Genomic DNA, 25500 nt, shown 5'->3' with positions numbered 1-25500 from the left:
TGGCCATAAGCGAGAGCTTCAGACGTTCAGCGCCCGGGCGTCAGCAAGCGCTTTTGGCAAAGAGGCGGCAAAAGCCCCTAGATTGGAGGCATCGCCGCAGCTCACTCGAATGCACCTGTTCTGAGGCGCGGCAAAGGGCATCCGAACGAAAACCCCCTGCGCCACCAGCGACTCCAGAACAGCCTTGGCAAACACCCCATCCTGACCGCAATCGATGGCCACGAAATTGGTGGCTGAGGGTAAAGGGTGCAGCCCGTTCTCCAACGCAATCGCGTTGATCCGCTCGCGCGCATCTGAGATGCGGGCACGGATTTGTAACAGCCAAACCTCATCCTGCAGCGCAGCCAACGCGCCTGCTTGTGCAGCCTTGTTCATACCGAAATGGTTGCGCACCTTGTTGAACGCCGAGATCAGGCCTGGCGCCCCAATGGCATAGCCGACACGCGCGCCGGCCATTCCGTACACTTTGGAAAACGTGCGCATCCGGATCACACGCGGGTCATCTGCGGCAACCGGCGCTGCAGTCCCGTCGGGGGCGCATTCCACATATGCCTCGTCCAGAACCAGCAGACAGCCATCGGGCAGCGCATCCAATACAGCCACGATATCAGTGCCCGAATGCCAGCTGCCCATAGGGTTGTCAGGATTAGCCAGATAGACCAGCTTAGCCTCGACCTCAGCGGCCTTGGTAAAGAGTGCTTGAGGGTCTTCGTGATCGTCGCGATAGGGAACCGTGTGTATCACCCCGCCAAACCCGGCGACGTGATAGTTGAAGGTCGGGTAGGCCCCGTCCGAGGTCACAACCGTATCTCCTTGCCCAACCAGCAAGCGCACCAGATAGCCCAGCAACCCATCAATGCCTTCGCCAACCACGATATTTTCGGGTGAGACGGAGTGGTACTCAGCCAGGGCGTGGCGCAGGTTGTGGTTTTCCGGATCGCCATACATCCAGATATCGCCAGTTGCCTGCCGCATGGCCTCGATAGCGCGCGGCGAAGGGCCAAAGACATTCTCATTCGCACCCAGACGGGCCACAAATGGTGCACCGCGCTGTCGTTCCTGTGTTTCAGGGCCGACAAAAGGCACAGAAGCAGGAAGAGATTGGGCAAGCGGGGTATAGCGTGGATTGGTCATGCAGACAGATAAACGCAAGGTCATCCGACAGGCAACCTTGCTTTGCCTGCACAGTGCCCACAGTCTGGCATCAACAAAAACAAAGGAGTGTCCATGCGCATCGCGATTGGTTTGGCTTTAGTGGGGCTTGCCTATTTGATATTTTGGCCTGTTGGCGTGGACCCAGTGGCCTGGGAGCCGCCCGAAGCTCCGGGCTTTACCGGCGTGTTTGCCGAGAACAACGCTTTGGACAGCCTCGAACTAGTCTCTTTGCCGGATGGGGAGGAAGGCCCGGAAGACATCGCGATCATGCCGGATGGCACGATCTACACGACATCCATGTCCGGCGCGCTTTATCGGATCGACGGCGACAGCCCGGTCAAGATCGACGACCTGGGTGGGCGCCCTTTGGGTCTGCAAGCTGGGCCGGACGGCGCGCTATATATCGCAGATAGCTACCGGGGACTGATGCGCTGGACCGGGCCCGGCACGCTGGTATCCCTTGTGTCCGAGATTGGCGGGTCTCCGGTGGTCTATGCCAATCAGTTGGACGTGGCTCCGGACGGTACGGTCTATTTCTCGAACTCGTCTGATCGGTTCGATCCCGAAACCATGGGCGGTACCAAAGCCACCTCGGTCCTGACCATCTGGGAGCAGTCGGATACGGGATACGTGGCCCGCTATTCCCCTGATGGCACAACAAAAAAGGTGGCCGAGGGCTTTGTCTATACCAATGGTGTAGCGCTTTCCCCGCAGACGGATTTTCTGCTGATCGCCGAAACTGGTCGTGCGCGGGTGCACAAGCTCTGGCTAACTGGGCCGAGTGCTGGGCAGCGCGAGGTGTTGATGGAAAACCTGCCGGGATACCCCGATAACCTCACGGCGCAGGGCGACGGCACTTATTGGATGGCCTTCGCCAGCCCACGGGTGCCGAGTGAAGCTTTGATGCCCTATCCCTTTTTGCGCAAGGTGATCTGGCGGCTGGGTCCCTTGGTGCGACCGGCGCCGATTCATCGCGGCATGATCGTCCAATTCGACGGGGATGGCACAATCCTGCAAACCTTGCAGGACCCCGGCGGGCGGCTGGGCATCACCACGGCGGGTCAGGTCGTTGGTGACCTGTTCTATGTCATGACGCTGGATTCGCCGTGGTATGGCCGGATGCCCGTCGCTGATTTGCCCTGACGTCGTGGTGGCACTGTCCTCATCTTGCTGGCATGGTCGACGCAACACTGATTTCCGGAGGGACCAATGTCTCGCGTTTCCATCGAATACAAAGACCATATCGCCCATGTCACGCTAACCCGTGGCGACAAGATGAACGCGCTGGACGAAGCCATGATCAAGGCGATCCTGTCCGCCGGGCAAGAGGTGGCGGTCTCCGACGCCCGCGCCGTGGTGCTGTCGGGTGAGGGTAAAAGCTTCTGCGCCGGTCTCGACATGGCCAGCTTCGCCAGCATGGCCCACAAGGACCCAACCGAATGGCTGATGAACCGCAGCCATGACGACGCCAACGAAATGCAGGAGCTTGCCTTGATCTGGCGCCGTGTCCCCGTTCCAGTCATCTGTGCCATTCAGGGTGTGGCCTATGGTGGCGGTCTGCAAATCGCACTGGGCGCGGATATCCGCATTGCCCACCCCGAGGCGAAATTGGCGGTGATGGAGATGAAATGGGGTATCATTCCCGACATGGGCGGCATGGTTCTGCTGCCCGAGCTTGTCCGCTCGGACGTGCTGCGCTTGCTAACGTATACTGCACGTCCAATAGGCGCGCCGCAGGCGGCTGATTGGGGGCTGGTCACGAAACTCTCGGACGATCCTCTGACCGAGGCGCTGGCTCTGGCTGAAGACATCGCAGGCCAAAGCCCTTCAGCCATCCGTGCCGCCAAGCGCCTGATCGACGTGGCCGAAACCCGTTCGCGAGCCGACGTTCTGCTGGCCGAATCTGCCGAACAGGTTGAGCTGATCGGCAAACCCGATCAGATGGAGGTTGTCATGGCGCAGATGCAGGGCCGTAAGCCCAAGTTCAAGTAGTCACCACATGAATCCCGATGCGCATCGCGGACCTGCGCGTCAGGCAGTGGGGTGTAGGCTTTGCGCATCTTTTCCAGCGTTACATGAAACGAATTCTCTGGGTTGGACTTTGGTCTGTGCTTTCTTGATCCGGCGTTCCACCAGAGTTCCCAATGATCCAAATTTAAGCTGGTTTTGCTTTGGCTGTGGCCTCAGGGCAAAGCGGCTATCGCAGCCGGTTAGTCACCAGATAGGCAATGCCACCAGCCAGCAAACCCCAGACCGCGGCCCCGAGTCCGAAGACTGTGATACCGGACGCAGTGATAGCAAAAGTCAGGATCGCCGCCTCACGCTCGGCTACAACCTCCAGCGCAGCGTGGATCGCATTTGCCAGCACACCGATCAGTGCGACCCCGGCCAGCGTCCCCATCAGCAACGGATCGGCATGGGCGGCAAATCCGGTGATGGCCACGGCAAAAATACCAAACAGGCAATAGAATACGCCACCCATGATGGCCGACCAATAGCGCAGCGCAGGATCGGGATGACTGTCCTGATTTGAGCACATCGCGGCGGTGATGGCGGCAAGGCAGGTGGCGGGGGCTCCGAACGGGGCGGACAACAGGCTGGCCCCTCCGACGGCCGAGAACAGTTTGCCCGGCACGGGCGAAAAGCCAAAGCTGCGCATCACCGCGATGCCGGGGATGTTCTGTGTCGCCATGGTGACGATGAACAGCGGCATTCCGATCCCTATGGCCGAGGCCAGCGAGAATGTAGGCATGGCCCAGATCGGTGCCGCAACCAGACGCTCGGGCATGATCGTTGTATCCCCGGCGTTCAGGATGACAACAACGGCTGCTGCGATCACTGCCGCGGGAACCGCAAACAGCCGGTTGAACCGCCCCGCGATGAACCATGTCAGGATTACGGGTAGCGCCTGCCACGGAATCTCGACGGCCGCTTTGAACGGGAGGATACATAGCGGCATCAGAACCCCGGCAAGCATTGCCTGCGCTAACGTGGTCGGGATTGCAGCTGCCAACCTTCCCAGCGGCTTCCACAACCCAGCCACAACCGTCAAAGCGCCAGCGCACAGGAACGCACCGATAGCTCCTGAGAATCCCTCGACAGGTGTGGCGGATACAGCCAACAGCGCGACACCCGGCGTGGACCAGGCGACACTGATCGGCAACTTGTAGCGCAAGCTCAGCACGATGGCGGCCAGCCCCATGGCGATGGCGGCGGTCATCAGGCCCGATGCGGCCTCCTCCGGTGACGCACCCATCGCATCCAGCCCCTGCAGTACGATGGGGAATGAGCTGAAAAAGCCGACGATGGCCACAACCAATCCGGTTGAGATGGTCTGCATTGGTGGAAATGCGCGTGTCATCCTGCCCTCAGCGTTATCAACCCGCACTTGCTAGCAATCGTAAGCGGAGGTGAACAGGGCGAAATCTGGGCCGGGGAACGAAAACCCCGCCAACGCGGGCGTGGCGGGGTCTGGTATCTTGAACGGTTTGGAGTAGACGAAGATCAGGCGATTTCTGCCAGACGGGCTAGCGCTTCGTTCAGTTTCACCTCTTCCTCTTCACGGGCGGCGAGGTTGGCTTTGGCTTCGGCGACAACCTCTTCCGGGGCCGAGGCCACAAATTTCGGATTGTTCAGACGACCGCGCAAACCACCCAATTCCTTGGCAAGTTTGCCCTTGGCCTTCTCAAGTCGTTCCTTTTCGGCGCCGATATCGATGATATCCGCCAGCGGCAAACCGAACGTCGCACCCGGCGCGGCAATCGAGATCGTCCCCTTGGGAAATGCGTCCACTTTGGTCAGGCTGTCGATCCGCGCCAGCCGCTTGATCAGCGCCTCGTTACGGTCCCATGCAGCTTGGCCATGCGCGTCAATCTCTGTCACCAGCATCGGCACATACAGACCCGCTGGCACCCGCATCTGCGAACGCGCCGAGCGGGTGTTCTCGATCACCGAGATCACCCAGTTCATTTCGCGATCCGCCTCTGGGTCGACCAGTTCGGTGCCGTAAGTCGGCCAGTCGGCGTGCACGACCATCTTGGCGCGCGTGCCTGTCAGGCCCCACAGTTCCTCGGTAACGAAGGGCATGATTGGGTGCAGCAAGACCATGCACTGGTCCAGAACCCAGCGCATGGTGGCGCGGGTCTCGGCCTGTGCCTCGGCGTCGTCACCCTGCAGCAGGGGTTTGGACAGTTCCACATACCAGTCGCAGACCTTGCCCCAGACAAAGGCGTAAAGCCCGTTCGCCGCATCGTTGAAGCGATAGCATTCCAACGCCGCGTCGACCTCTTCCCGCACGCGGGCAGTTTCGCCTATGATCCAACGGTTTACGGCGGCCTTGGGTTTCAGATCGGCGACGTCTGGTTGCGGTACGGCGTCGGTGAAGACCTCGTTCATCTCGGCAAAGCGAACAGCGTTCCAAAGTTTTGTACCAAAGTTGCGATAGCCGGTGATGCGTTCGCGAGACAGTTTCAACACGCCGCCAATCGCCGCCATCGAGGCATTGGTAAAGCGCAGCGCGTCGGCGCCGAATTCGTCCACGATCTCCAGCGGGTCGATGACGTTACCGGTGGTCTTGGACATCTTCTTGCCCTTCTCGTCGCGGACGAGCTGGTGCAGGTAGACGGTGTGGAACGGGATCTGATCGACCACCGCCAGTTGCATCATCATCATCCGGGCGACCCAGAAGAACAGGATGTCAAAGCCAGTGATCAGAACGTCCGTGGGGAAGTAGCGTTCCAGCTCCTCGGTCTGCTCGGGCCAGCCCAGCGTGCCGATGGGCCAGAGGCCGGAGGAGAACCAAGTGTCGAGAACGTCGGGGTCACGCCAAACCGGATAAACCAGCTTCGTCGGGTCTTGTTCAACTGCATACTGAGCAAGGCTTTCGGCGAATTGATGGATCGCTTCTTGCTTATCGGCAACTTCGATTACAGTTGCGTGGCTTAGCGGACTGGGAATGTTTGCATTATCGTCCAGGAATTTTTCAGTCACTGCTTCCAGACTCGACGCGCATTCCATGACATTGCCACGGTGCAACATACCACCTTCGTTCAGCAAACGACCCAATTCGACCAGATCAAGGTTGCCGTCGTTCTCGTCATCCTTGAAGTTTTCGGCCGACAGGTCGAGGCCATACCAAACCGGAATCTGATGCCCCCACCACAACTGGCGCGAGATGCACCAGGGCTCGATGTTTTCCAGCCAGTGGTAATAGGTCTTCTCGCCCGATTCCGGGATGATCTTGACCGTACCGTCCTTGACCGCGTCCAGCGCGGGGCCGACGACTTTTTCGGCATCCACGAACCACTGGTCGGTGAACATCGGCTCGATCACAACTTTCGAGCGGTCGCCAAAGGGCTGCATGATCGGTTTGCTCTCGACCAGCGGGACGAGTGCAGCCGGGTCGTCGTCCTCACCCAGCTTTGTGCCCAGAACCGGATTGTCGGCGCGGGTCATTACGGCCAGGCCGTCGGCGGTGATCTCTTCGACCACCTTAGCGCGCGCTTCGAACCGGTCCAGTCCCCGCAGGTGATCGGGGATCAGGTTGATTGCGTCGATCTCATTCTCGGTGAACTCCTTGCCGCGCGCGTATTCCTGCGCCTTGCCGGCCTCTTCGGCATAGGGCGCGCCATCGGCTCGCATTGCGCCACGCGTGTCCATCAGACGGTACATCGGAATACCGCCACGCTTGGCGACCATGTTGTCGTTGAAATCATGCGCGCCGGTGATCTTCACCGCGCCCGAGCCGAAATCGGGATCGGGATAGTCATCAGTAATGATCGGAATCTGGCGACGATGCTCTTTCGGTCCAACGGGAATTTCACAGAGTTTGCCGATGATTGGCGCGTAGCGCTCATCTGACGGATGAACCGCAACCGCGCCATCGCCCAGCATGGTTTCAGGCCTTGTCGTGGCGATTGAGATATAGTCGCGCTGTTCCTCAAGCACGATATTCCCGTCCTCATCCTTTTCGACATACGTATAGGTCTCACCACCCGCCAGCGGGTACTTGAAGTGCCACATATGGCCCGCGACTTCGATATTCTCGACCTCAAGATCCGAGATTGCGGTCTCAAAATGCGGGTCCCAGTTGACCAGACGCTTGCCGCGATAGATCAGGCCCTTTTCGTACATTTCTACGAAGACCTTGATGACGGCATCGTGGAAATTTGCAGAATTCTCATGCCCTGTGCGCGGGTCACCCGGTGCACCTGCCATGGTAAAGGCGTTGCGCGACCAATCGCAGCTGGCGCCAAGACGCTTGAGCTGTTCAATGATCGTGCCGCCGTATTCACCCTTCCATTCCCAGACTTTCTCGAGGAACTTCTCGCGCCCGAGTTCACGCCGCCCTTCGTTGCCCTGCGCCGCCAGCATCTTTTCAACCTGCATCTGCGTGGCGATGCCTGCGTGGTCCTGACCGGGTTGCCAAAGCGTGTCGAAGCCGCGCATCCGGTGCCAGCGGGTCAGGATATCCTGCAGCGTGTTATTGAACGCGTGTCCCACATGCAGCGCCCCCGTCACGTTGGGCGGCGGGATCATGATGGTAAAGCTTTCATCGCGCGATCTGTTCGCGCCCGCCTTGAAGGCTCCGGCCTGTTCCCAGGCCTCGTAAATGCGGGCCTCGGCCTCGGCCGCGTTGAATGTCTTTTCCATCGCCATTGGATGCGTCCTGCGTCAACAAATTCGGGTTAGCGCTTGCAATATCGAAAGGATAGCAAAAGGGAAAGGGCCAAGCGCCGGGGCTATGGACAATGATGCATCGCAGCCTAATGTCGCCTAGAGGCACAGACAGGAGTGCGCGGTGGAAAAGTTTGGCAAAAGCCAGCCCGTCAAACGGACCGAGGACCAGCGGTTTCTGACCGGGCAGGGGCATTTTATGGACGATGTCCTGCCGCACGGGGCTTTGCATGCGGTATTCGTGCGATCTCAGGTGGCGCATGGGGTGATTGGGGCGCTGGATCTGGATGACGCGCGCGCGGCCGAAGGGGTGCGGCTGATCATGACGCTGGACGACCTGAAGGCCGCCGGGATCGACACGTGTATGAATGCGGCCATCCTGAATAACCGAGACGGTTCGAAAGCCGCTGCGCCGGACCGGCATATGCTGGCCGCGGATCGCATACGGTTTGTCGGAGAACCCGTCGCTGTAGTCATTGCCGACACCGCCTTACAGGCCCGCGATGCGGCCGAGCTGATCTGGGTCGAAACCTCAGACTTGCCCGTAAAACTGGACGTGTGTGCGGGCGGAGAAACGCTGCACGCGGAAACTCCGGATAATCGGGCATTTGACTGGGCGCTGGGCGATGAGGCGGCAACTATTGCTGCGTTTCAGCAGGCGGCTCATACCGTTGCACTGAATGTGGAAGACAATCGAGTGATCATCACGTCGATTGAACCGCGGGGCTGTCAGGCGCATTGGGTTGATGGGCGGTTGCACTTTTCCTATGGCGGGCAGGGGGTTTGGGCCATGCGTGGTCAGCTGGCGCAAAAGTTGCGACTCAACCCCGAAGATATCCGCGTCACGACCCCGGATGTCGGTGGCGGGTTCGGCATGAAGGTCATGCCCTATCCCGAATATTTCTGTGTGGCCGTAGCTGCGATGAAGTTGAGCCAGCCTGTTCACTGGATGTCTGACCGTTCCGAGGCAATGTTGTCCGATCACCATGGCCGCGACCTGTCTTCGCTGGCCGAGCTGGCATTTGACAGCGATCACCGGATCACCGCCTATCGGGTGCACAGCAAGGTAAATCTCGGGGCCTATAACAGCCATTTCGGCCAGGCGATACAAACCAATCTTTTCAGCAAAGTGTTGATGGGCGCCTATGATGTACAAACCACCTATCTGCGGGTCGAGGGGTTCTTTACCAATACAACGCAGGTTGACGCCTATCGCGGCGCAGGGCGACCCGAGGCCATATATGTCCTTGAACGCGCTATCGACCGCGCCGCTCGAGAACTGGGCGTAGATCCCTGGGAGTTGAGGCGCAAGAATTTCATCCGGCCTGAGGCATTTCCTTACAAGACCGCGACCGGCGAAACGTATGATGTCGGCGATTTCGACATGGTTCTGTCCCAAAGCCAAATACAGTCCAGCGGATTTGCCGCCCGCAAGATCGCCGATGCTGAACGCGGTTTGTTCCGGGGGCAGGGGATTTGTTACTATATCGAAAGTATTTTGGGCGACCCTTCCGAGAACGCAAAGATCGAGTTCGTTGAGGATGGCACCTTGAAACTTTTTGTCGGAACCCAATCCAACGGGCAGGGGCACGAAACGGTCTATGCTCAGTTCCTGTCTGACCAAACCGGGGTTCCCCTGGATTGTATCATCGTAGTTCAAGGTGACAGCGACCAGCTTCCGAATGGTGGGGGAACCGGGGGATCGCGATCAGTTACGGTGCAAAGTACAGCGACGCTTGCCACGATCGACGTCATGGTTGCCGCATTCACGCCCTATCTCGCAGATAAGATGGGGGTGGAGGAAAGCGACGTGCGCTTTGATTTTGAAACCTTCCGCGCGCCGGGATCAAACCTGACGCCCACTTTGACCGAGGCCGCGGATATGGCCCGTGCCGACGGGCGCGTTGATTTGTTGCAGCATCAGGCAAGCATCACGCTGGACGACCGTAGCTATCCCAACGGGGCACATGTTGCCGAAATCGTGATTGACCCTTGTACCGGCGAAACATGGGTAGACCGCTATACTGTGGTCGATGATTTCGGTAATCTTATCAATCCGATGCTGGCCGAGGGGCAAGTTCATGGTGGTGTCGCACAAGGCATAGGTCAGGCGCTGTCCGAACATGTTGTCCATGATGCGCAGGGGCAACTGCTCACGGCATCGTTGATGGATTACGCCTTGCCCCGCGCAACCGAGATACCCATGATTAAGTTTACCTCGGCGCCGGTACCGTCAACCTCTAACCCGTTGGGAATGAAAGGATGCGGAGAGGCCGGCACCGTGGGCGCGCTGGCTGCAGTGGCAAATGCGGTTCAGGATGCGCTCTGGGATCACGGGGTGCGGCAGGCCGATATGCCTTTTACGCCGCACAAAGTATGGGAACTGCTGAACGATGCAACTGTCGCGGCTGAGTAGAAAGGTACTGGGGTGGCTTGGACGGCCGCTGCGATCCGAGCATTCGGCCGAAACGCGCCATCGTGAACCTGTCAGCCATGTCATCATTCTAGACGGCACCATGTCGACGCTTGAGCCCGGATATGAAACTCATGCGGGGCAGGCGCTGCGGCTGTGCTGCGAGATGGGAAGCAAGGTATCCGTCTTCTATGAGGCCGGTGTGCAATGGGAAAGCTGGAAGTCCTCGTTGGATGTGATGATGGGGCGGGGGATCAATCGCCAGATACGCCGGGCCTATGGATATCTGGCCTCGCGGTATAAGCCCGGCGACCGTATCTATTTCATCGGCTACTCACGTGGGGCCTACGGTGTGCGCAGCCTTGCGGGTGTTATCGACATGATTGGCCTGCTCAAGGCCGAGCACGCGACCGTTAGGAATATCAAACAGGCCTACCGCCACTATGAATGCAATGCCAATGGTAGCGCTGCCGCTGCGTTTCGCCGGCAGTTCTGCCATGAAGATGTTGCAATCGAAATGATCGGCGTGTGGGATACAGTAAAAGCGCTGGGCTTGCGTCTACCGCTGCTTTGGCGTTGGGCCGAGGATCGCCACGCCTTCCACAACCATCAGCTTGGTCCTGCTACGCGCCACGGCTACCACGCGATGGCGCTGGATGAAACGCGCGAGGTATTCGAGCCGGTCCTGTGGAAATGTACCCCCGATTTTAAAGGCCATATCGAGCAAGTCTGGTTCCGAGGCACCCATGGCGATGTGGGTGGCCAGTTGAACGGGTTTGAAGAAGCCCGCCCCCTTAGCAACATCTCGCTGGTTTGGATGCTGGACAAGGCAGAGCTGCACGGCCTGCCATTGCCGGAGGGATGGAGAGACCGCTTTGTGATCGACCCTCATGCGCGTTCGGTCGGCACATGGCGCGGTTGGGGTAAGATTTTCCTACTGCGCAAGCACCGCAAAGTAGGCCGGGACCGATCCGAGCGGCTGCATGTCTCGGTTTCGCCAAACGAACTGCCCGGTTGGGTGCCGATGTTGGATTTGCCATCGCATCCAGCGCAGTAATTCGGTTCCAGCTGCGAACAAAAATCACTGGGAACATTTACTGGTTAGTGAGACCCTAGTACTCATATATTGAAACAAGTATCGGATCATCATACTCACGCCGAACACAAAGGCGAATTGACATATGGCAGACCCATATTTTTCCGAACTCAAGTACCTTGGAGGCCCACCACAGGACTTTATCGAGGTCGCTGTTGACGCGGGTGCAGATGTTTCTGGGCTTGTTGTCACGATCTACAACTCTGACGGGTCTATCCGCAGCACTAACACGCTTGATGGGATCACCCCGACGACAGTCGCAGGCCGGGACGTCTATGTAATTGATTCAGCCAGTTCCGCCACCTTTACCGGGCTCGGTAAAACGAATGGTATCTCTTTATCCGACGGGTCAACGGTTTATCAGTTCAGCTCTTTCAGCGATCCCCCCAGCCCCGGCCCGATAACGGCGACAGCTGGCCCCGCCAATGGGATGAGCTCGACGGTTATCGGCGAGGCCGGGGCGGGAGATTCACTTATTTCCACCGACGATGGTGGAACCTATTCGGTGAACACCACTCCGACACCGGGCACCATACCGTGCCTTACGGCAGGAACGTTGATTGCGACCGATCAGGGCCCTGTCCTGATCGAGAGTTTGAAGCAAGGTGATCGTGTCTTGACGGATCATGGTTGCACGCAGCCTTTGTCACAAATCATTCGGCGACATGTCAGTGTACGGGATTTGCGCCGCAATCCCAAGCTTTACCCAGTACGCATTTGCGCTGGCGCGCTAGGGCAGGGCCTGCCCAGACGCGACCTGCTCGTGTCCCGTCAGCACCGGATGCTGATATCCTCGGCGATCGTTAAGCGCATGTTTGAGTGCCCCGAGGTTCTGGTCTCAGCTATAAAGTTGGTCGAGCTTCCGGGGATATACGTCGACGACAGAATTACAGAAGTTACTTATTTCCACCTGGTGTTTTCTGAACATGAGGTAATTTATGCAGATGGCGCCCCGACCGAGAGCCTTTTGCTTGGCGATGAAGCACTGAAATCTCTACCGGCAGCAGCCATGGAAGAGCTTGTTACGCTGTTCCCCGGTCTTGTCGAAACCCCGATGCAAAAGACCAACTACAAAATCCCAGAGGGGGGCGGCAAAAGCGATTGATCGCTCGGCATGCACGGAACCGGCGGCCGCTTTTGGCAGATTACGACTCTTCTTCGATTCCAGTGTGATCGCTCTTAGATGACGCAGAGCCAAAACAGGTGTATTACCTACATTCCGGCCTGCTGCGGGCACCGCGCTCTTTTGCTAGGTGCCTGCCTTCGTCAAAGCCTTACCGCCGCCGGTCGCGACGTGAGCTCATAGGCTGGAACGCCACACCCACATGCGCTTCGCAATAAGGTTTGCCTGCCTCAACGGGCAGACCGCAAAACCAGAAATCCTCGGTCGCGGGGTCGCCGACGGGCCATTTGCAGGTCTTCTCGGTCAGTTCCATCAGCGTCAGCTTTTTGGCTTTCTTCTCAACCTCGTTGACCTTGGCCAGCGCCTCGGGGCTGATCTCGTTCGCTGAAGGTTGCGGCGGCAGCGGTTGACCGGCCGGGATGATCTGACGGCGGGCCGGAACAGCGGGCTTGGCCTCGGCTGCCGGCGCTGCGGCTGGACGTGCCGGTTCCGTCTTGGGCGTGGGTTTGGGCTTGGCCTCGGCCTTGGGCGCGGGCGCTGGTTTTTCCTTTGGCTCAGCCTTGGCGGGGGTCGCGCCGGTTGCGCGATTCGACAGGCCCAGCCGGTGGACTTTGCCGATAACCGCATTGCGGGTCACACCGCCCAGTTCCTTGGCGATCTGGCTGGCCGACTGGCCCTCGCCCCACATCTTTTTAAGCAGCTCTACACGCTCGTCAGTCCAGGACATCATTTGCCTTTCAAAAGCGGAAAGCGGCCCCGGATTCGGGCCGCCTTGGGAATTCGTCTCAGCCCCCTATTTTAAACACTGCGGTCCGAGTTACAAGCGGTCTTCGAATCAGGTAGAGGGCAGATCATGCAGAATCTCATGGATCAGGAGGCACGCCGCTTTGGTGCGGTGAACTGGATGGGTCTCTATACGCTGGCCCGGCGGGAAACTTTGCGGTTTATGGCGGTGTGGACGCAGACACTTTTGGCACCGCTGGTGACTGCGGGGCTGTTTCTGCTGATCTTCAACATCGCTATCGGGCCCAGCCGGTCTGATGTGATGGGCGTGCCATTTTTGACCTTTCTGGCGCCGGGCATCATGATGATGACGGTGATCCAGAATGCGTTTGCCAATACTTCGTCCTCGATGGTGATCTCGAAAGTACAGGGCAACATCGTCGATACCCTTATGCCGCCGCTTTCGCCGTTAGAGATTCTGCTGGGATACCTTGCGGGCGGCATTGCCCGTGGCTTTCTGATCGCTGTTGTCGTTGCAACCGCGCTGGCGCTGGTGCTGGGTATTGTCCCGCAGAACCCACTGATCGCCATGATCTTTGTAGTGCTGGGAGGGGCCTTTATGGGCGCGCTGGGCCTTTTTGCCGGGATATTCGCCAATAAGTTCGACCAGATGGCTGCGATTACCAACTTCATCGTCACGCCTTTGGCGTTTCTTTCTGGCACCTTTTACTCGGTCGAAGCTTTGCCGCCGGTTTTGTACCGGCTAAGCCACGCCAACCCGGTTTTCTATCTGATCGACGGGCTGCGCTATGGTATGATTGGGGTTTCGGACAGCTCGCCCTACCTTGGGATGTTGATCTGCACGGCTGCAACACTGGTGGTCGGTGCACTGACCTGGCAGATGCTGCGAACGGGCTATCGGCTCAAGGCCTGACGGTGCCGCGCCTCGCGCCACACAAGAATCAGCCCTCCGGCCAAGATGATGGCAGATCCAATCAGGCTGACCGCGTCGGGGACCACATCGAATATCGCAAAATCATATAGCGCAGCGAACAGCAGTGTCGCATAGCTTATCGGCGCTACGAAAGACGCATCTGCCCGCGCCATGCCGTTAACGAAACAGGCCTGTGCGCAAGCCATCAATGCGCCGATTCCCGCAAGGGCCGCCCATTGCGCCGGGTTGGGCATCTGAAACACGAAACTCACCGCGACTGATGCGATGGTCAGGCCCATCGCGTTGTTTACCAATAGAATTTGGATCGGGCTCTCTCGCCCTGACAGCTTTTTGATAAAGATCAGCTCCATCCCAATGACGACCGCCGCCGCCAGCGCCAGTAACGCCGCAGGTTGGAAGCTCGCAGGGGTCGGGCGCAGCAGAACCATTGCCCCGATCAGGGCCACCGCCGCCGCCAGCCAGCGCCAGGGGCCGACGCCTTCTTTCAGCAAGGGAATGGCCAGAACCATCGCAAAGACCGGGTTCAAGAACGAAATTGCCGTCGCATCCGCCATCGGTATGAACGCGACCGATGCAAACATCAGCGTGATTCCCAGCCAGCCAAAGCTTGTCCTACCGATATGCAGCCCCCAATGGGGCCGCCGCAGGGTAGGGCGCATGATGCCCACTGCCGAAACGATGACCAGGAAGGCGAATAGAAACCGCCCGTGGCTGATCTGCATTGGATGCAAAGGAGCACCTAGCGTATCTGTCCCCAAAGCTTTGGCCAGCAGGGTAGTTGCTGCAAGGAATGCACTGGCGACAAAAATCAACAGTGCCGCTAGGGGCGGGTTATGCGCTTTGGGAACGAACATGCGTAAGCGGTGCTGTACGGGTGGACGAAAGGCAAGGGGTAAAACGGTCAGGGCTGTCCCGACGGTGTAGCAAGAGCCTGTTTGGCCTGTCGCAAGCTGTCCAGAAAACGATTTGCGCGCTCGATCCGCGCCTCAACCTCTTCGATCCGTTCCTGAAGAAATGCTACGCCGTCAAAGGTTTCGGGATCAGCCGCACCAAGTTGCCCCAGCAGGGTTGCAAGTTGCGCGATACTGATCCCCGCCGCCTGTGCATCGCCGATCTGTTCCAGCGTGATCAGCGTGTCATCCGGATAGTCGCGATAGCTGTTTGTCGCTTCTGGCCCGGGGCGCGAGGCAATCAATCCGTGCCGCTCGTAAAACCGCAATGTGTCGCGGGGCAGCCCGCTTCGGCGGGACAGTTCTCCGATACGCATATGTAAAACCATTGACTATACTCTATGGTTTTGATCTTATGGCTCGTGGTCAAAGCCTGCAAGGGGAAAGATGATGGGATTCAAATGTCAAAGCTGCGGCATGCCTCTTAGCAAGGATACCGAAGGGGGCGGCAGCGAAGCGGACGGAACCCGCAGCACACGGTATTGTTCACTCTGTTATGCGGACGGTGCGTTTCGACATCCCGATGCCTCGTTCGAGGAATTTCAGTCCCATTGTCTGGATGCGCTGGTGAACAAGGGCATGCCCCGTATTCTGGCCTGGGCTTTTACGCGCGGCATGGGCAAGCTGGACCGGTGGAGCGACGCCTGAAAACCAGCCCTTCTGACCAAAGAAACAAAACGCTTTTCATCACAAAGCATCGCCGCTATACGGCACCCATGATCAAACACGCTGATATCCTGCGACTTCGACGCCGACGCTTTGCCGCGTAACCGGCCCGTTTGATCCTTTTGCGCCGTCCAAATCGGCGCATCTCCCACCAAATCAGTTGACGAACATGGCTCTCGTGTATCACTCACGGGGCTCAACATATCGAAAAGGATGATCCGATGATCCCGTCCGTTCTGCCGACCTATAATCGTGCGCCCCTGACCTTTGTGAAGGGCGAAGGCGCTTGGCTGACCGAAGCGGATGGCCGACGTTTTCTGGATATGGGCGCGGGGATTGCGGTGAATGCACTGGGCCATGCGCATCCGGCGCTGGTGAACGCGCTGACGGAACAGGCCCACGCGCTGTGGCATGTGTCGAACCTTTATAACATCCCTCAGCAGCAGGCGCTGGCTGATAAGCTGGTTGAACATACCTTTGCCGACACGGTGTTCTTTACCAATTCAGGCACGGAAGCCTGCGAGCTAGCTGTGAAAATGGCACGCAAATATTTCTACGATAAAGATCAGCCCGATCGAGTCGACATCATCACCTTTGACGGTTCGTTTCACGGTCGGTCCTCGGCAGGCATCGCCGCTGCGGGGTCCGAGAAGATGACCAAAGGCTTTGGCCCGCTGCTGCCCGGCTTTGTACACCTGACATTTGGTGATCTTGACGGTGTCACCAATGCGATCTCGGACAAGACCGCGGCGATCTTGATCGAACCCATTCAGGGCGAGGGCGGTATTCGCCCCGTCCCTGATGCCGAGCTCAAAGCGCTGCGTCAAATCTGCGACGACAATGGCCTGTTGCTGATCCTCGACGAGGTCCAATGCGGCGTTGGGCGTACCGGTAAACTTTTTGCCCATGAATGGGCAGGCATCACGCCTGACATCATGATGGTCGCCAAGGGCATCGGTGGAGGGTTCCCTCTGGGTGCGGTGCTGGCCACCGAAGACGCGGCCAGCGGCATGACGGCAGGTACGCACGGGTCGACCTATGGCGGCAACCCTCTCGGTTGCGCGGTGGGCTGCGCGGTGATCGACCAGGTTGCAACCCCCGCCTTTCTGGACGGGGTCAATCGCAAGGCGGGCATGTTGCGCCAGAAGCTCGAAGGATTGATTGCAAATCATCCGGACGTGTTCGAAGAGGTGCGCGGCGCAGGGCTCATGCTGGGTCTGAAATGCAAGGCGACCAACTTGGACGTGGTGAATGCGGGATATGATAACGGCCTCATCACCGTTCCCGCCGCTGACAATGTGATCCGCCTATTGCCGCCTTTGACCCTCACAGAGGACGACATTGCACAGGCGGTTATTCGTCTGGAGAAAACGGCCGCGCAGGTCGAAAGCAATCTGGCGTCTGCCTGAGCCCACCCGATTAGAAAAGCGAAACGACATGAAGCACTTCCTCGACATTCACAAAACCAATGCCGCCGCTTTGCGGGGCATGATCGACCAGGCTGCTGCCATGAAGCAGGCGCGTCTGGGGCAGCCAAAGGCGGCACCGGATGACGAATTGGCACTCAAAGACCGCATGGTCGCCCTGATCTTTGAAAAACCGTCAACCCGGACGCGCGTGTCCTTTGATGTGGGCGTGCGCCAGATGGGTGGTCAGACGATGGTCCTTTCGGGCAAGGACATGCAGTTGGGCCACGGCGAAACCATCGCTGACACTGCCCGCGTGCTGTCGCGCTATGTCGATATGATCATGATCCGGACCTTTGACGAAACCATCCTAACCGAAATGGCGGAATACTCGGACGTGCCGGTGATCAACGGCCTGACCGATCGCACCCATCCTTGCCAAATCATGGCCGATGTTCTGACGTTCGAAGAGCACCGTGGCCCGATCGCCGGGAAGAAAGTCGTTTGGACTGGCGATGGTAACAATGTGTGTGCCTCGTTCCTTCACGCGGCGGGCCAGTTCGGGTTTGATCTAACTTTTACGGGCCCGGCGCAATTCGACCCCGAAGAGGATTTCATGGGTTTTGCCCGTCAAAAAGGGTCCAAGATTGTTGTGGAACGGGACCCCTACAAGGCTGTAGATGGGGCCGATCTGGTTGTCGCCGATACCTGGGTTTCGATGCACGACTCTCAATCCGCGAAAGAACGGCGCCATAACCTGCTGCGTCCTTATCAGGTAAACGCCGAATTGATGGCCCATGCCAAACCCGATGCGCTGTTCATGCATTGCCTTCCCGCGCACCGCGAAGAAGAAGCGACATCCGATGTCATGGATGGGCCGAACTCGGTCATTTTTGACGAGGCCGAAAACCGACTGCACGCCCAGAAGGCCGTTATGCGTTGGTGTCTGGGCGTCTGAACACATGAAAATGGCAAGAGAGAGCCGCGTGCTCTCTCATGATTTCCGGAGTGCACAATGCCCCATATAGTCCTCGAATTCTCTCAGGGTCTTGAAGAGAAACATGATTTCCACGCGGTCTGCGAGAAGTTGTTTGCGGTGCTTTCTGAACATGCTGAGTTTGATGCATCGGCCCTTAAGATCCGGGCCAACCCGGTCACCTATTTTCGGATCGGGACCGAACCGCAGACCTTTGTCCATGCGACGCTTTTATTGATGCAGGGCCGGGATGAGGCTACGCGAGCTGAATTGAACGCTACCGTTTTGGATGTTCTGACTGTTGCCATGCCCGAGGTTGGCAGCATCACGGTGCAAGAGGTCGAACTGAACCGTGCGTCTTATGCCAAACGCCTGGCGTGATTGTGTTTGGCAATTTGTCTATCTGAAGCACGGCGACTGACACCTTCTTTAGTCGTAAGCAACATTCCTTTGCAGGGCAGCAAAAATGCCCTGCATTCCCTGTCAAACAGGTGATCGGGTAGCGAGCTGTCTGGATGGTTCTTTTCTCAGGTGGAATTCCTGTCAGAATTGTTATGTAATAACATTAATGATATGTCATAACGGACAAAAATCCACCGGAGTTGTGCAGTTATTGAGGTTTCTTTCAGGTGCAGCGGCCTGCATCTTGCAGGGGCGAACCGTTACCTGCCGAAAAAGGGAGAAACTGGAATGAGCTGGAACCCGTCTCACAACCCCGATCGTTTGACTGAGAACCCGTCTTTAGAGGCACTGATCATTCCTCGTGCACGTGATCTGGGTGGGTTCGAGGTGCGCCGCGCGCTACCCTCGGTCAAACGACAGCTTGTTGGCCCGTTCATTTTCTTTGACCAGGTCGGCCCTGCAGAATTCATCACAGAAGGCGGTATAGACGTTCGGCCACACCCTCATATCGGGTTGGGCACGGTCACCTACCTGTATAAAGGGGAATTTGAGCATCGTGATAGCTTGGGCACCCATCAGATGATCTATCCCGGTGAGGTCAACTGGATGATTGCAGGACGTGGCGTGACCCATTCTGAACGCACCAGCAAGGAAACGCGCAGCAAAAGACACAGTCTTTTTGGCATTCAGACCTGGATCGCGCTGCCGGAGGACCAGGAAGATATTGCACCGGACTTCGAACATCATAAACAATCTGCGCTGCCCCATATTCAGGATGCTGGGGTCAGCGCTCGTCTCATCCTTGGCTCGGCTTATGGTGAAAGCAGCCCGGTCACGACACTGTCTGAAACCTTCTATCTGGACGTGCAGCTTGCCCCCGGGGCCTCTTTTCCTTTGCCTGATGATCAAGAAGACCGCGGTGTTTATGTGACGGAAGGAACGGTTGAGATCGCCGGCGATCAGTTCACCCAAGGTCGTATGATGGTGTTTCGGCCAAGGGATCGCCTTTCCGTTCAGGCAGGGCCGCAGGGTGCGCGGCTAATGTTGCTTGGAGGTGCGACGTTGAACGAGGATCGTTATATCTGGTGGAACTTCGTGTCGTCCTCAAAGGAAAAGATAGAAGCAGCCACCCGCGAATGGAAAACGGCGGACTGGGCCAAAGGGGCTTTTCAACTGCCTCCGGGGGACGATCAAGACTTCATCCCGATTTCAGAAGACCTTGAACGCACCCGTCCGAGGCGCGCGCGCTGACCTGGCGTCAGTTGGCCTTGTCTGACAGGCGGATCGCGGCAATCTTTGACCGAAGGGGAGGGGCGTCATGAGGATCGCAATCGCGGGGGCGGGCAGCATTGGATGTTACTGCGGGGCTTTGCTGGCCCGATCCGGTCACGATGTCACCCTGTTGGGGCGGGCACGAATCCTCGACCCGATCCGGGATAAGGGGCTGATGGTCACAGATTTTTCAGGCCTGCGGTGTCATGTGACCAACCTGTCCCTGACCGAAGATCCGGCGGAACTGAGTGATGCTGAAATAGTCATTGTCACGGTAAAGACCGGCGCGACGGAAGAGATGGCGAAGGATATCGGGAAACACGCTCCAGACGCTGTGATCCTCTCCTGGCAAAATGGACTGGAAAACGCAGGCACCTTACGTACGATGCTTCCGCACCACGATGTCCGCGCCGGTATGGTGCCGTTCAACGTCGTACCGACAGATACCGGCGGATTTCATCGCACGACTTCTGGTGAAATCGTTATCCAATCCGGCCTCGGCGATTTGGGAGCAAAGCTGACTGGCCCCGACCTACCGGTGTCAGAGAGTGACCAGATCGAAGCCGTCCAATGGGGCAAGCTGGTGATCAATCTCAATAACGCGCTGAATGCGCTGTCCGGGTTGACGTTGAAACAGCAGTTGCTGGACCGCAACTGGCGCCAACTGATGGCAGATCAGATGTCCGAGGCTCTGACCGTGTTGCGATCCGCAGGACAACCGATTGTGTCAATGACGCCGCTGCCCGCATGGATGACACCGTATATCCTGCGTCTGCCTACGCCTTTGTTTTCGCGGGTCGCATCCCGGATGCTGATCATTGACCCTTCGGCGCGCACCTCTATGGCCTATGACCTGATGGCAGGGCGCCCAACGGAAATCGACAGTCTGCAAGGCGAGATCATCCGTTTGGGCGAGCAGCAAGGCATTGCGACCCCAATCTGCGCGCAGGTTCGCGAAAAGATTGCACAGAACCCAAAATCCCCGCTTACTCCCGAGCAAATCCGAAGCTGATGGGTTAGAGAAAAGCCGTCAGTGTCCAGAAGATAGCGGCTGATAACACTGCGGTAGCGGGGACCGTTATGATCCAGGCAGCCACGATCGTCATGAAATGCGAGCGACGGACGAGTTTCCGGCGTTTTTTCTCTTCCTGTGCCTGGCGCCGCTCGGGCAGTCGTTGGTGGTTCGCGTTCTTTCTGCGCCGCTCGGCATGCCATTCGCGATAGAAGCCCACTCCGAAGACCGCGCCCACTGCGATATGGGTGGAACTGACGGGCAGGCCCAGCCAACTGGCCAGGATCACAGTGATCGCCGCAGAAAGGGCGACACAGAATGCGCGCATTGGGTTGAGCTTGGTGATCTGACTGCCGACCATCCTGATCAATTTTGGGCCAAACAGGAACAGCCCAAAGGAAATTCCCAGCGCTCCGATCACAATCACCCAGGTTGGAATTGCGACTTGTGCAGCGAAATCCCCGAACTGCGCCGTATGCACGATTGCCGCCAACGGACCAACCGCATTTGCCACGTCATTGGCGCCGTGGGCAAAGCTAAGAAATGTTGCTGAAATAATAAGTGGTAGCCCAAACAGCGTTTTCAGAGACTTCGTTCTGTTTTCTAGTCCTTCTGATCTGCGATGCACCCAAGGGACTGTCACCAGCCATGTCAGAAATCCGGTGGCCAGACCGAACAGCAAAGCGACTTCAAGCTCAACTTTGACCAGCTTGTTCAGGCCTTTGACGGCCAAATAGGTGGTAAAGGCACCAGCCATGACAGCAACGAGTATCGGCACCCAACGGCGGGCAGCGGCGATCTTGTCGTCCTGATACTGAATTTTGGCATTGATCAAAGCCAGAAAGCCAGCGGCAATAGTTCCACCTAACACAGGAGAGATGATCCAACTGGCGGCAATGGCGCTCATCGTGGTCCAACTGACCGCGCTTAGGCCAGCTGCTGCGATGCCCGCCCCCATGACGCCCCCTACCACCGAATGTGTGGTCGAAACAGGCGCGCCGACCCAGGTGGCCAAGTTGACCCACATGGCTGAAGAAATCAGAGCCGCCATCATCGCCCAGATAAAGACGGTGCTGTCGTGAACCGATGCCGGGTCTATAATCCCTTTCGAAATCGTCGAGACGACATCCCCACCTGCCAGCAAGGCCCCCGCGCTTTCTGCGATGGCTGCGATGACGATTGCGCCGGTCATGGTCAGCGCGTTGGCCCCGACAGCGGGGCCCATGTTATTGGCAACATCATTTGCGCCGATATTGATGGCCATATAGGCCCCAAAACCGGCTGCCGCGACAACGATCAACCCGCCATCAGCCCGCCCAAAAACCACTGCGGCCGTCAGCCCGGCCAGCGCAATAAAGGCGAAGGCGATACCCGGCGCCAGCATGGGGCGTGCCACATGGGCATTGGCATACTCAACGCGTGAGATGCGCGCCAGATCGCTGTCCAGCGATTGCCAACGGGGTTTGGAGCTTGGGTTCGACATCAGGCTATTGCGGGCGGTTTCCAAAAGAACACCCGCGGCTATACGGTTTCGCTCAGACGAGCAACCGTGGCGTCATCACTTTTTGTGGAGGTGTCACAGCTGCAGCAGCAAAGCGCGCAGTTCGGGCTCCTGAACACGTCCGGCCGCTATCACGGGCGAAACCCACTCGCGGGTCCTTTCCTCGGCCTCGGGGTAGATATCGGCCAGTTCCTGCACTTCGATCCGATAGACATTGGTCACCACAGTCTGGCTGGCCCCGTCTTTCAGGATCTTGTCATAAGTATATTGCCCAACTGGGTCTTTGGATAGGGATTGGGCGCGCACGCCGGCTTCTTCCCAGGCCTCTTGCCGGGCAGCCTCGGCGCCATCCAGGCCATCAATCGGCCAACCTTTGGGGATGATCCAGCGTCCGGTGTCCCGGCTGGTGATCAAAAGAACCTGCAGCCCGTCCTGTGTTTCGCGGGTGCACAAGGCGCCAAACTGCACCCGATGGGGGCGCAGGAACAGAGGCCGGGCGACCTCTTCCCAAATATTTCGCAGCCATTTTGTCATGTTTGTCGTTCGCGTACCCGGGTTTTACCTGAGCAGCCCACATAGCAATGAAACAGATAATCTTCAATGAACGCCCGGAATCGCCGTGCTTTCCGCATCTTCATGCCAAGAATTTTCGACGAAAATTCCCGACGGCCGCCTAATTTCGACGTTTTGCGCGCAGGGTGGGGTCGGCCTTGGTCGGATCTTCGGGCCAAGGGTGTCTGGGATATTGCGCGCGCATATCTTTGCGCACATCCGCGTATGACCCAGCCCAGAAACCGGGCAGGTCGCGCGTGATCTGGATGGGTCGTTGGGCCGGTGAAAGAAGAGTGATCTTGAGGGCCTCACCGCCAATGACCGGATGGCGCGTTACGCCAAACAGTTCCTGCAGCCGCACCGAGATTTCCGGTACTGCACCGCCATAATCTATCGGCACCTTTCGCCCCAGAGGAGTTTCAAACGACCCTGGAGCGCGCCGGTCCAGTTCCTGCGTCTGGGCCCAGTCCAGTCGGGCGCGCAACGCTGGCAAAAGGTCGAAACGTTTCCAGTCTTCAGCATTGCGGACGCCGGAAAGCATCGGCAACAGCCAGTCTTGCAGCGTGTCGGTCAACCCCTCGATCGAGAAATCAGGCAGCTCTGCGCCTTCGGTCCGGACCAGTTCCACCCGTGCCGTCAATCGCGCAGCGGCCCCGTTCAATCGCAGGCCAAGATCACGGACGCCATCCAGCATCGCCAATGCAACTGCTTCGTCCGGAACCTCTTTCCAAACACGATCACTCAACGTGATTGCGCCTAGCCGTTCTTGTTTGCGCGCAACGACACGGCGGTCACGTTTTGACCAGTCGCAGACCTCGATCCAGGTGATCTGATCCTCGAACAGGTCACGAATTTCCTTTTCCGAGATCTGTGCGGCCATGCGCACCTTTGCTTCGCGGGGGTTGCCATCGGTATCGGTCACAACCAGATAAGGCGCGGCAGCCAGCGTATCGCTGCCATCCAGCACAACACCCTTCCCTCCTGACAACACATAACGCGGCTCATCCCCTTTGCGCCGTTGTCCAATGCGATCGGGATAGGCGAGTGCAGCTGTTGCCGCTGGGCTGAAGTCGGACAGGTTGCCTTTGGTTTGCAGCCGCTTGGTCTCGGTTTTTATCCGTTCTAACGCACCAATGTTGACCTGCCAGACACGGTTGCGTTGAAAGGCGCGCATATCTCGCATGGCTTCGAGCCTAAGCAACATATCCACCGGAGCACCCCGTAAGGGATCGCGCTCGGCCATGAGAGCGGCCAAAGGTGCGGCGGCGGGGCCGACCTGTTCCAGCATATGTCCCAATCGCGGGTGCAGAGGTAGCGCCGCTAGTGACCGCCCGTGGTCGGTGATCCGTCCCTTCCCATCCAGCGCGCCCAGCATCATCAGCAACGTGCGTGCCTCTGTCATCGTGCCCTCGGGTGGAGGGGTCAGGAAAGACAGTTCTTCGGGGTCCGCCCCCCAAAGTGCCAGTTCCAGCGCCAGCCCGGTCAGGTCAGCGGCCTCGATCTCGGCCGGGGGATAGGCGGCCAGCGCGCCTTCTTCGCCCTTCGACCATAAGCGATAGCACTTGCCTTCGGCGACACGACCAGCGCGGCCAGCGCGCTGCGTTGCCTCGGCGCGCGTCACCCGCTCGGTCACTAGTCTGGACATACCCGACCCCGGATCGAAACGCGCCCGCCGAGCCTGTCCCATGTCCAAGACCACGCGAATGTCTGGAATGGTCAACGAGGTCTCGGCAATGGACGTAGCCAAAACCACTTTGCGACCGGTTTCGACCGGTGCAATCGCTTGGCGCTGGGCAGCGAAAGGCATCGCGCCGAATAGTGGTCGCACCGTAGCTTTGCTGGATAGCCGGCCAGCCAAGGCGGCCTCTGCCCGGCGGATTTCGCCTTCTCCGGGCAGGAACACCAACATCCCACCTTCTGTTTCGCGCTCGGCCTGAACCACAAGATCGACCAATGCGTCCAGCTTTCGCGCCTGTTGTCCTAGCGGTCGGTCCAGCCAACGTGTTTCGACCGGGTAACTGCGCCCTTGGGACGTAACAACGGGGGCCTCCATCAACCGTCCCACAGGCTCAGCGTCTAGCGTTGCCGACATTGCCAGCAGGATCAGATCGTCCCGCAATGCCCCGGCGACCTCAAGGCACAAGGCCAGGCCGAGATCCGCGTTTAGGGACCGTTCATGGAATTCATCGAAAATCACCGCACTAATGCCGGGCAGATCGGGTTTGACTTGCAGCATCCGGGTCAGGATACCTTCGGTGACGACCTCGATCCGGGTCGATTTCGATACCTTCGCCTCACCCCGCACGCGATAACCAACTGTGTCGCCCACGCGCTGTCCCAGCGTATCGGCCATGCGCTCAGCAGCAGCCCGGGCCGCCAAGCGGCGGGGTTCCAGCATCACGATCTTGCCATCGCATAGCCCCGCCTCGAATATCGCCAGCGGCACTCGTGTTGTTTTCCCCGCGCCCGGAGGTGCCTGCAGCACTGCGCGGCCCGAAGCCTTTAGGGCGGCAAGAAGGTCAGGAATGGCGTCGTCGATGGGCAGGCGTATCATGCGGGCTTTATCAGCCAACGGTACGACAAGGTCCAGTTCCGTCTCTTATGCCCGGAGAGCGCATATCCC

At 58.5% G+C, this 25500-nt stretch carries 21 protein-coding genes; 12 read left to right on the top strand and 9 right to left on the bottom strand.

Going from position 1 to position 25500, the window contains the following annotated elements:
• Positions 1-18 precede the first annotated feature (18 nt).
• Positions 19-1134: a pyridoxal phosphate-dependent aminotransferase gene (locus AC2FLG_RS19340; protein WP_496707599.1), complete on the bottom strand. Its 1116-nt coding sequence runs from the start codon at positions 1132-1134 to the stop codon at positions 19-21.
• A gap of 93 nt (positions 1135-1227) precedes the next feature.
• Between AC2FLG_RS19340 and AC2FLG_RS19335 the strand changes: the two genes are divergently transcribed.
• Together AC2FLG_RS19335 and AC2FLG_RS19330 are read left to right on the top strand one after the other, a co-directional pair.
• Positions 1228-2298, top strand: coding sequence for an SMP-30/gluconolactonase/LRE family protein (locus AC2FLG_RS19335; RefSeq protein ID WP_496698037.1), 1071 nt, complete (start codon positions 1228-1230; stop codon positions 2296-2298).
• A 66-nt stretch (positions 2299-2364) separates the two neighbouring features.
• Positions 2365-3147 carry a crotonase/enoyl-CoA hydratase family protein gene (locus AC2FLG_RS19330; protein WP_496698039.1) on the top strand — a complete coding sequence of 261 codons (783 nt, stop codon included), beginning with the start codon at positions 2365-2367 and terminating at the stop codon, positions 3145-3147.
• 205 nt (positions 3148-3352) lie between these two features.
• Here the strand turns inward: AC2FLG_RS19330 and AC2FLG_RS19325 are convergent, their stop codons facing one another.
• The gene (locus AC2FLG_RS19325; RefSeq protein ID WP_496707597.1) at positions 3353-4516 is read right to left on the bottom strand and encodes a benzoate/H(+) symporter BenE family transporter; all 1164 of its coding nucleotides are present in this window, start codon (positions 4514-4516) and stop codon (positions 3353-3355) included.
• A 143-nt stretch (positions 4517-4659) separates the two neighbouring features.
• The gene (locus tag AC2FLG_RS19320) at positions 4660-7812 is read right to left on the bottom strand and encodes a valine--tRNA ligase (RefSeq protein WP_496707595.1); all 3153 of its coding nucleotides are present in this window, start codon (positions 7810-7812) and stop codon (positions 4660-4662) included.
• A gap of 142 nt (positions 7813-7954) precedes the next feature.
• On the opposite strand from AC2FLG_RS19320, the gene AC2FLG_RS19315 reads away from it, so the two are divergent.
• From AC2FLG_RS19315 to AC2FLG_RS19305, 3 genes are all read left to right on the top strand, one after another.
• Positions 7955-10246: a xanthine dehydrogenase family protein molybdopterin-binding subunit gene (locus AC2FLG_RS19315; protein WP_496707594.1), complete on the top strand. Its 2292-nt coding sequence runs from the start codon at positions 7955-7957 to the stop codon at positions 10244-10246.
• Positions 10224-11300, top strand: coding sequence for a T6SS phospholipase effector Tle1-like catalytic domain-containing protein (locus tag AC2FLG_RS19310; RefSeq protein ID WP_142638056.1), 1077 nt, complete (start codon positions 10224-10226; stop codon positions 11298-11300). The genes AC2FLG_RS19315 and AC2FLG_RS19310 overlap by 23 nt, the downstream gene beginning before the upstream one ends.
• A 124-nt stretch (positions 11301-11424) precedes the next feature.
• A complete protein-coding gene (locus tag AC2FLG_RS19305; protein ID WP_496707592.1) occupies positions 11425-12444 on the top strand; it encodes a Hint domain-containing protein in 1020 nt (339 codons plus the stop codon).
• 169 nt (positions 12445-12613) lie between these two features.
• Here the strand turns inward: AC2FLG_RS19305 and AC2FLG_RS19300 are convergent, their stop codons facing one another.
• Positions 12614-13189, bottom strand: a complete 576-nt coding sequence (locus AC2FLG_RS19300) for a GcrA family cell cycle regulator (protein WP_142638060.1) — start codon at positions 13187-13189, stop codon at positions 12614-12616.
• A gap of 126 nt (positions 13190-13315) precedes the next feature.
• On the opposite strand from AC2FLG_RS19300, the gene AC2FLG_RS19295 reads away from it, so the two are divergent.
• On the top strand, positions 13316-14119 hold the full coding sequence (locus AC2FLG_RS19295) for an ABC transporter permease (protein ID WP_142638062.1): 804 nt from the start codon (positions 13316-13318) through the stop codon (positions 14117-14119).
• On the opposite strand, the gene AC2FLG_RS19290 is transcribed toward AC2FLG_RS19295, so the two are convergent.
• Together AC2FLG_RS19290 and AC2FLG_RS19285 are read right to left on the bottom strand one after the other, a co-directional pair.
• Positions 14101-14994 carry a DMT family transporter gene (locus AC2FLG_RS19290; RefSeq protein WP_281973253.1) on the bottom strand — a complete coding sequence of 298 codons (894 nt, stop codon included), beginning with the start codon at positions 14992-14994 and terminating at the stop codon, positions 14101-14103. The two genes, AC2FLG_RS19295 and AC2FLG_RS19290, sit on opposite strands and share 19 nt — an antisense overlap.
• Before the next feature lie 47 nt (positions 14995-15041).
• Positions 15042-15419: a MerR family transcriptional regulator gene (locus AC2FLG_RS19285; RefSeq protein ID WP_496703360.1), complete on the bottom strand. Its 378-nt coding sequence runs from the start codon at positions 15417-15419 to the stop codon at positions 15042-15044.
• Positions 15420-15480: 61 nt separating this feature from the next.
• On the opposite strand from AC2FLG_RS19285, the gene AC2FLG_RS19280 reads away from it, so the two are divergent.
• From AC2FLG_RS19280 to AC2FLG_RS19255, 6 genes are all read left to right on the top strand, one after another.
• Positions 15481-15738, top strand: a complete 258-nt coding sequence (locus AC2FLG_RS19280) for a zinc ribbon domain-containing protein (protein ID WP_496692863.1) — start codon at positions 15481-15483, stop codon at positions 15736-15738.
• A gap of 239 nt (positions 15739-15977) precedes the next feature.
• Positions 15978-17165 (top strand): aspartate aminotransferase family protein, encoded by a 1188-nt coding sequence (locus tag AC2FLG_RS19275; RefSeq protein ID WP_496707590.1) that lies wholly within the window; start codon positions 15978-15980, stop codon positions 17163-17165.
• Positions 17166-17193: 28 nt separating this feature from the next.
• Entirely contained in the window at positions 17194-18120 is a 927-nt protein-coding gene (argF, locus tag AC2FLG_RS19270; RefSeq protein WP_271950442.1) for an ornithine carbamoyltransferase, read from the top strand.
• A gap of 57 nt (positions 18121-18177) precedes the next feature.
• On the top strand, positions 18178-18519 hold the full coding sequence (locus AC2FLG_RS19265) for a 5-carboxymethyl-2-hydroxymuconate Delta-isomerase (RefSeq protein WP_496707587.1): 342 nt from the start codon (positions 18178-18180) through the stop codon (positions 18517-18519).
• A 309-nt stretch (positions 18520-18828) separates the two neighbouring features.
• Entirely contained in the window at positions 18829-19791 is a 963-nt protein-coding gene (locus AC2FLG_RS19260) for a pirin family protein (protein WP_282027759.1), read from the top strand.
• Positions 19792-19858: 67 nt separating this feature from the next.
• On the top strand, positions 19859-20824 hold the full coding sequence (locus AC2FLG_RS19255) for a 2-dehydropantoate 2-reductase (protein WP_496707585.1): 966 nt from the start codon (positions 19859-19861) through the stop codon (positions 20822-20824).
• A 4-nt stretch (positions 20825-20828) separates the two neighbouring features.
• Here the strand turns inward: AC2FLG_RS19255 and AC2FLG_RS19250 are convergent, their stop codons facing one another.
• The 3 genes from AC2FLG_RS19250 to hrpB form a co-directional block, all read right to left on the bottom strand.
• Positions 20829-22307 (bottom strand): inorganic phosphate transporter, encoded by a 1479-nt coding sequence (locus AC2FLG_RS19250; protein WP_496707583.1) that lies wholly within the window; start codon positions 22305-22307, stop codon positions 20829-20831.
• Between the two features lie 93 nt (positions 22308-22400).
• The gene (locus tag AC2FLG_RS19245; RefSeq protein WP_282027762.1) at positions 22401-22859 is read right to left on the bottom strand and encodes an NUDIX hydrolase; all 459 of its coding nucleotides are present in this window, start codon (positions 22857-22859) and stop codon (positions 22401-22403) included.
• A gap of 139 nt (positions 22860-22998) precedes the next feature.
• Positions 22999-25431: an ATP-dependent helicase HrpB gene (gene hrpB, locus AC2FLG_RS19240; RefSeq protein WP_496707581.1), complete on the bottom strand. Its 2433-nt coding sequence runs from the start codon at positions 25429-25431 to the stop codon at positions 22999-23001.
• Positions 25432-25500: the final 69 nt, after the last annotated feature.

Source organism: Ruegeria sp. CDSA193 (assembly GCF_059611885.1).
This window is presented reverse-complemented; position numbering and strand designations above follow the sequence as displayed.

What these genes read in the sequence shown, in the direction of transcription:
- AC2FLG_RS19335 (WP_496698037.1), top strand. Translation starts at nt 1,228, where the DNA reads ATGCGCATCGCGATTGGTTTGGCTTTAGTGGGGCTTGCCTATTTGATA.
- AC2FLG_RS19290 (WP_281973253.1), bottom strand. Translation starts at nt 14,994, where the DNA reads ATGTTCGTTCCCAAAGCGCATAACCCGCCCCTAGCGGCACTGTTGATT.
- AC2FLG_RS19295 (WP_142638062.1), top strand. Translation starts at nt 13,316, where the DNA reads ATGCAGAATCTCATGGATCAGGAGGCACGCCGCTTTGGTGCGGTGAAC.
- argF (WP_271950442.1), top strand. Translation starts at nt 17,194, where the DNA reads ATGAAGCACTTCCTCGACATTCACAAAACCAATGCCGCCGCTTTGCGG.
- AC2FLG_RS19305 (WP_496707592.1), top strand. Translation starts at nt 11,425, where the DNA reads ATGGCAGACCCATATTTTTCCGAACTCAAGTACCTTGGAGGCCCACCA.
- AC2FLG_RS19330 (WP_496698039.1), top strand. Translation starts at nt 2,365, where the DNA reads ATGTCTCGCGTTTCCATCGAATACAAAGACCATATCGCCCATGTCACG.
- AC2FLG_RS19325 (WP_496707597.1), bottom strand. Translation starts at nt 4,516, where the DNA reads ATGACACGCGCATTTCCACCAATGCAGACCATCTCAACCGGATTGGTT.
- AC2FLG_RS19250 (WP_496707583.1), bottom strand. Translation starts at nt 22,307, where the DNA reads ATGTCGAACCCAAGCTCCAAACCCCGTTGGCAATCGCTGGACAGCGAT.
- AC2FLG_RS19300 (WP_142638060.1), bottom strand. Translation starts at nt 13,189, where the DNA reads ATGTCCTGGACTGACGAGCGTGTAGAGCTGCTTAAAAAGATGTGGGGC.
- AC2FLG_RS19245 (WP_282027762.1), bottom strand. Translation starts at nt 22,859, where the DNA reads ATGACAAAATGGCTGCGAAATATTTGGGAAGAGGTCGCCCGGCCTCTG.
- AC2FLG_RS19320 (WP_496707595.1), bottom strand. Translation starts at nt 7,812, where the DNA reads ATGGCGATGGAAAAGACATTCAACGCGGCCGAGGCCGAGGCCCGCATT.
- AC2FLG_RS19265 (WP_496707587.1), top strand. Translation starts at nt 18,178, where the DNA reads ATGCCCCATATAGTCCTCGAATTCTCTCAGGGTCTTGAAGAGAAACAT.
- AC2FLG_RS19260 (WP_282027759.1), top strand. Translation starts at nt 18,829, where the DNA reads ATGAGCTGGAACCCGTCTCACAACCCCGATCGTTTGACTGAGAACCCG.
- AC2FLG_RS19310 (WP_142638056.1), top strand. Translation starts at nt 10,224, where the DNA reads ATGCAACTGTCGCGGCTGAGTAGAAAGGTACTGGGGTGGCTTGGACGG.
- AC2FLG_RS19285 (WP_496703360.1), bottom strand. Translation starts at nt 15,419, where the DNA reads ATGGTTTTACATATGCGTATCGGAGAACTGTCCCGCCGAAGCGGGCTG.
- AC2FLG_RS19275 (WP_496707590.1), top strand. Translation starts at nt 15,978, where the DNA reads ATGATCCCGTCCGTTCTGCCGACCTATAATCGTGCGCCCCTGACCTTT.
- AC2FLG_RS19255 (WP_496707585.1), top strand. Translation starts at nt 19,859, where the DNA reads ATGAGGATCGCAATCGCGGGGGCGGGCAGCATTGGATGTTACTGCGGG.
- AC2FLG_RS19340 (WP_496707599.1), bottom strand. Translation starts at nt 1,134, where the DNA reads ATGACCAATCCACGCTATACCCCGCTTGCCCAATCTCTTCCTGCTTCT.
- AC2FLG_RS19280 (WP_496692863.1), top strand. Translation starts at nt 15,481, where the DNA reads ATGGGATTCAAATGTCAAAGCTGCGGCATGCCTCTTAGCAAGGATACC.
- hrpB (WP_496707581.1), bottom strand. Translation starts at nt 25,431, where the DNA reads ATGATACGCCTGCCCATCGACGACGCCATTCCTGACCTTCTTGCCGCC.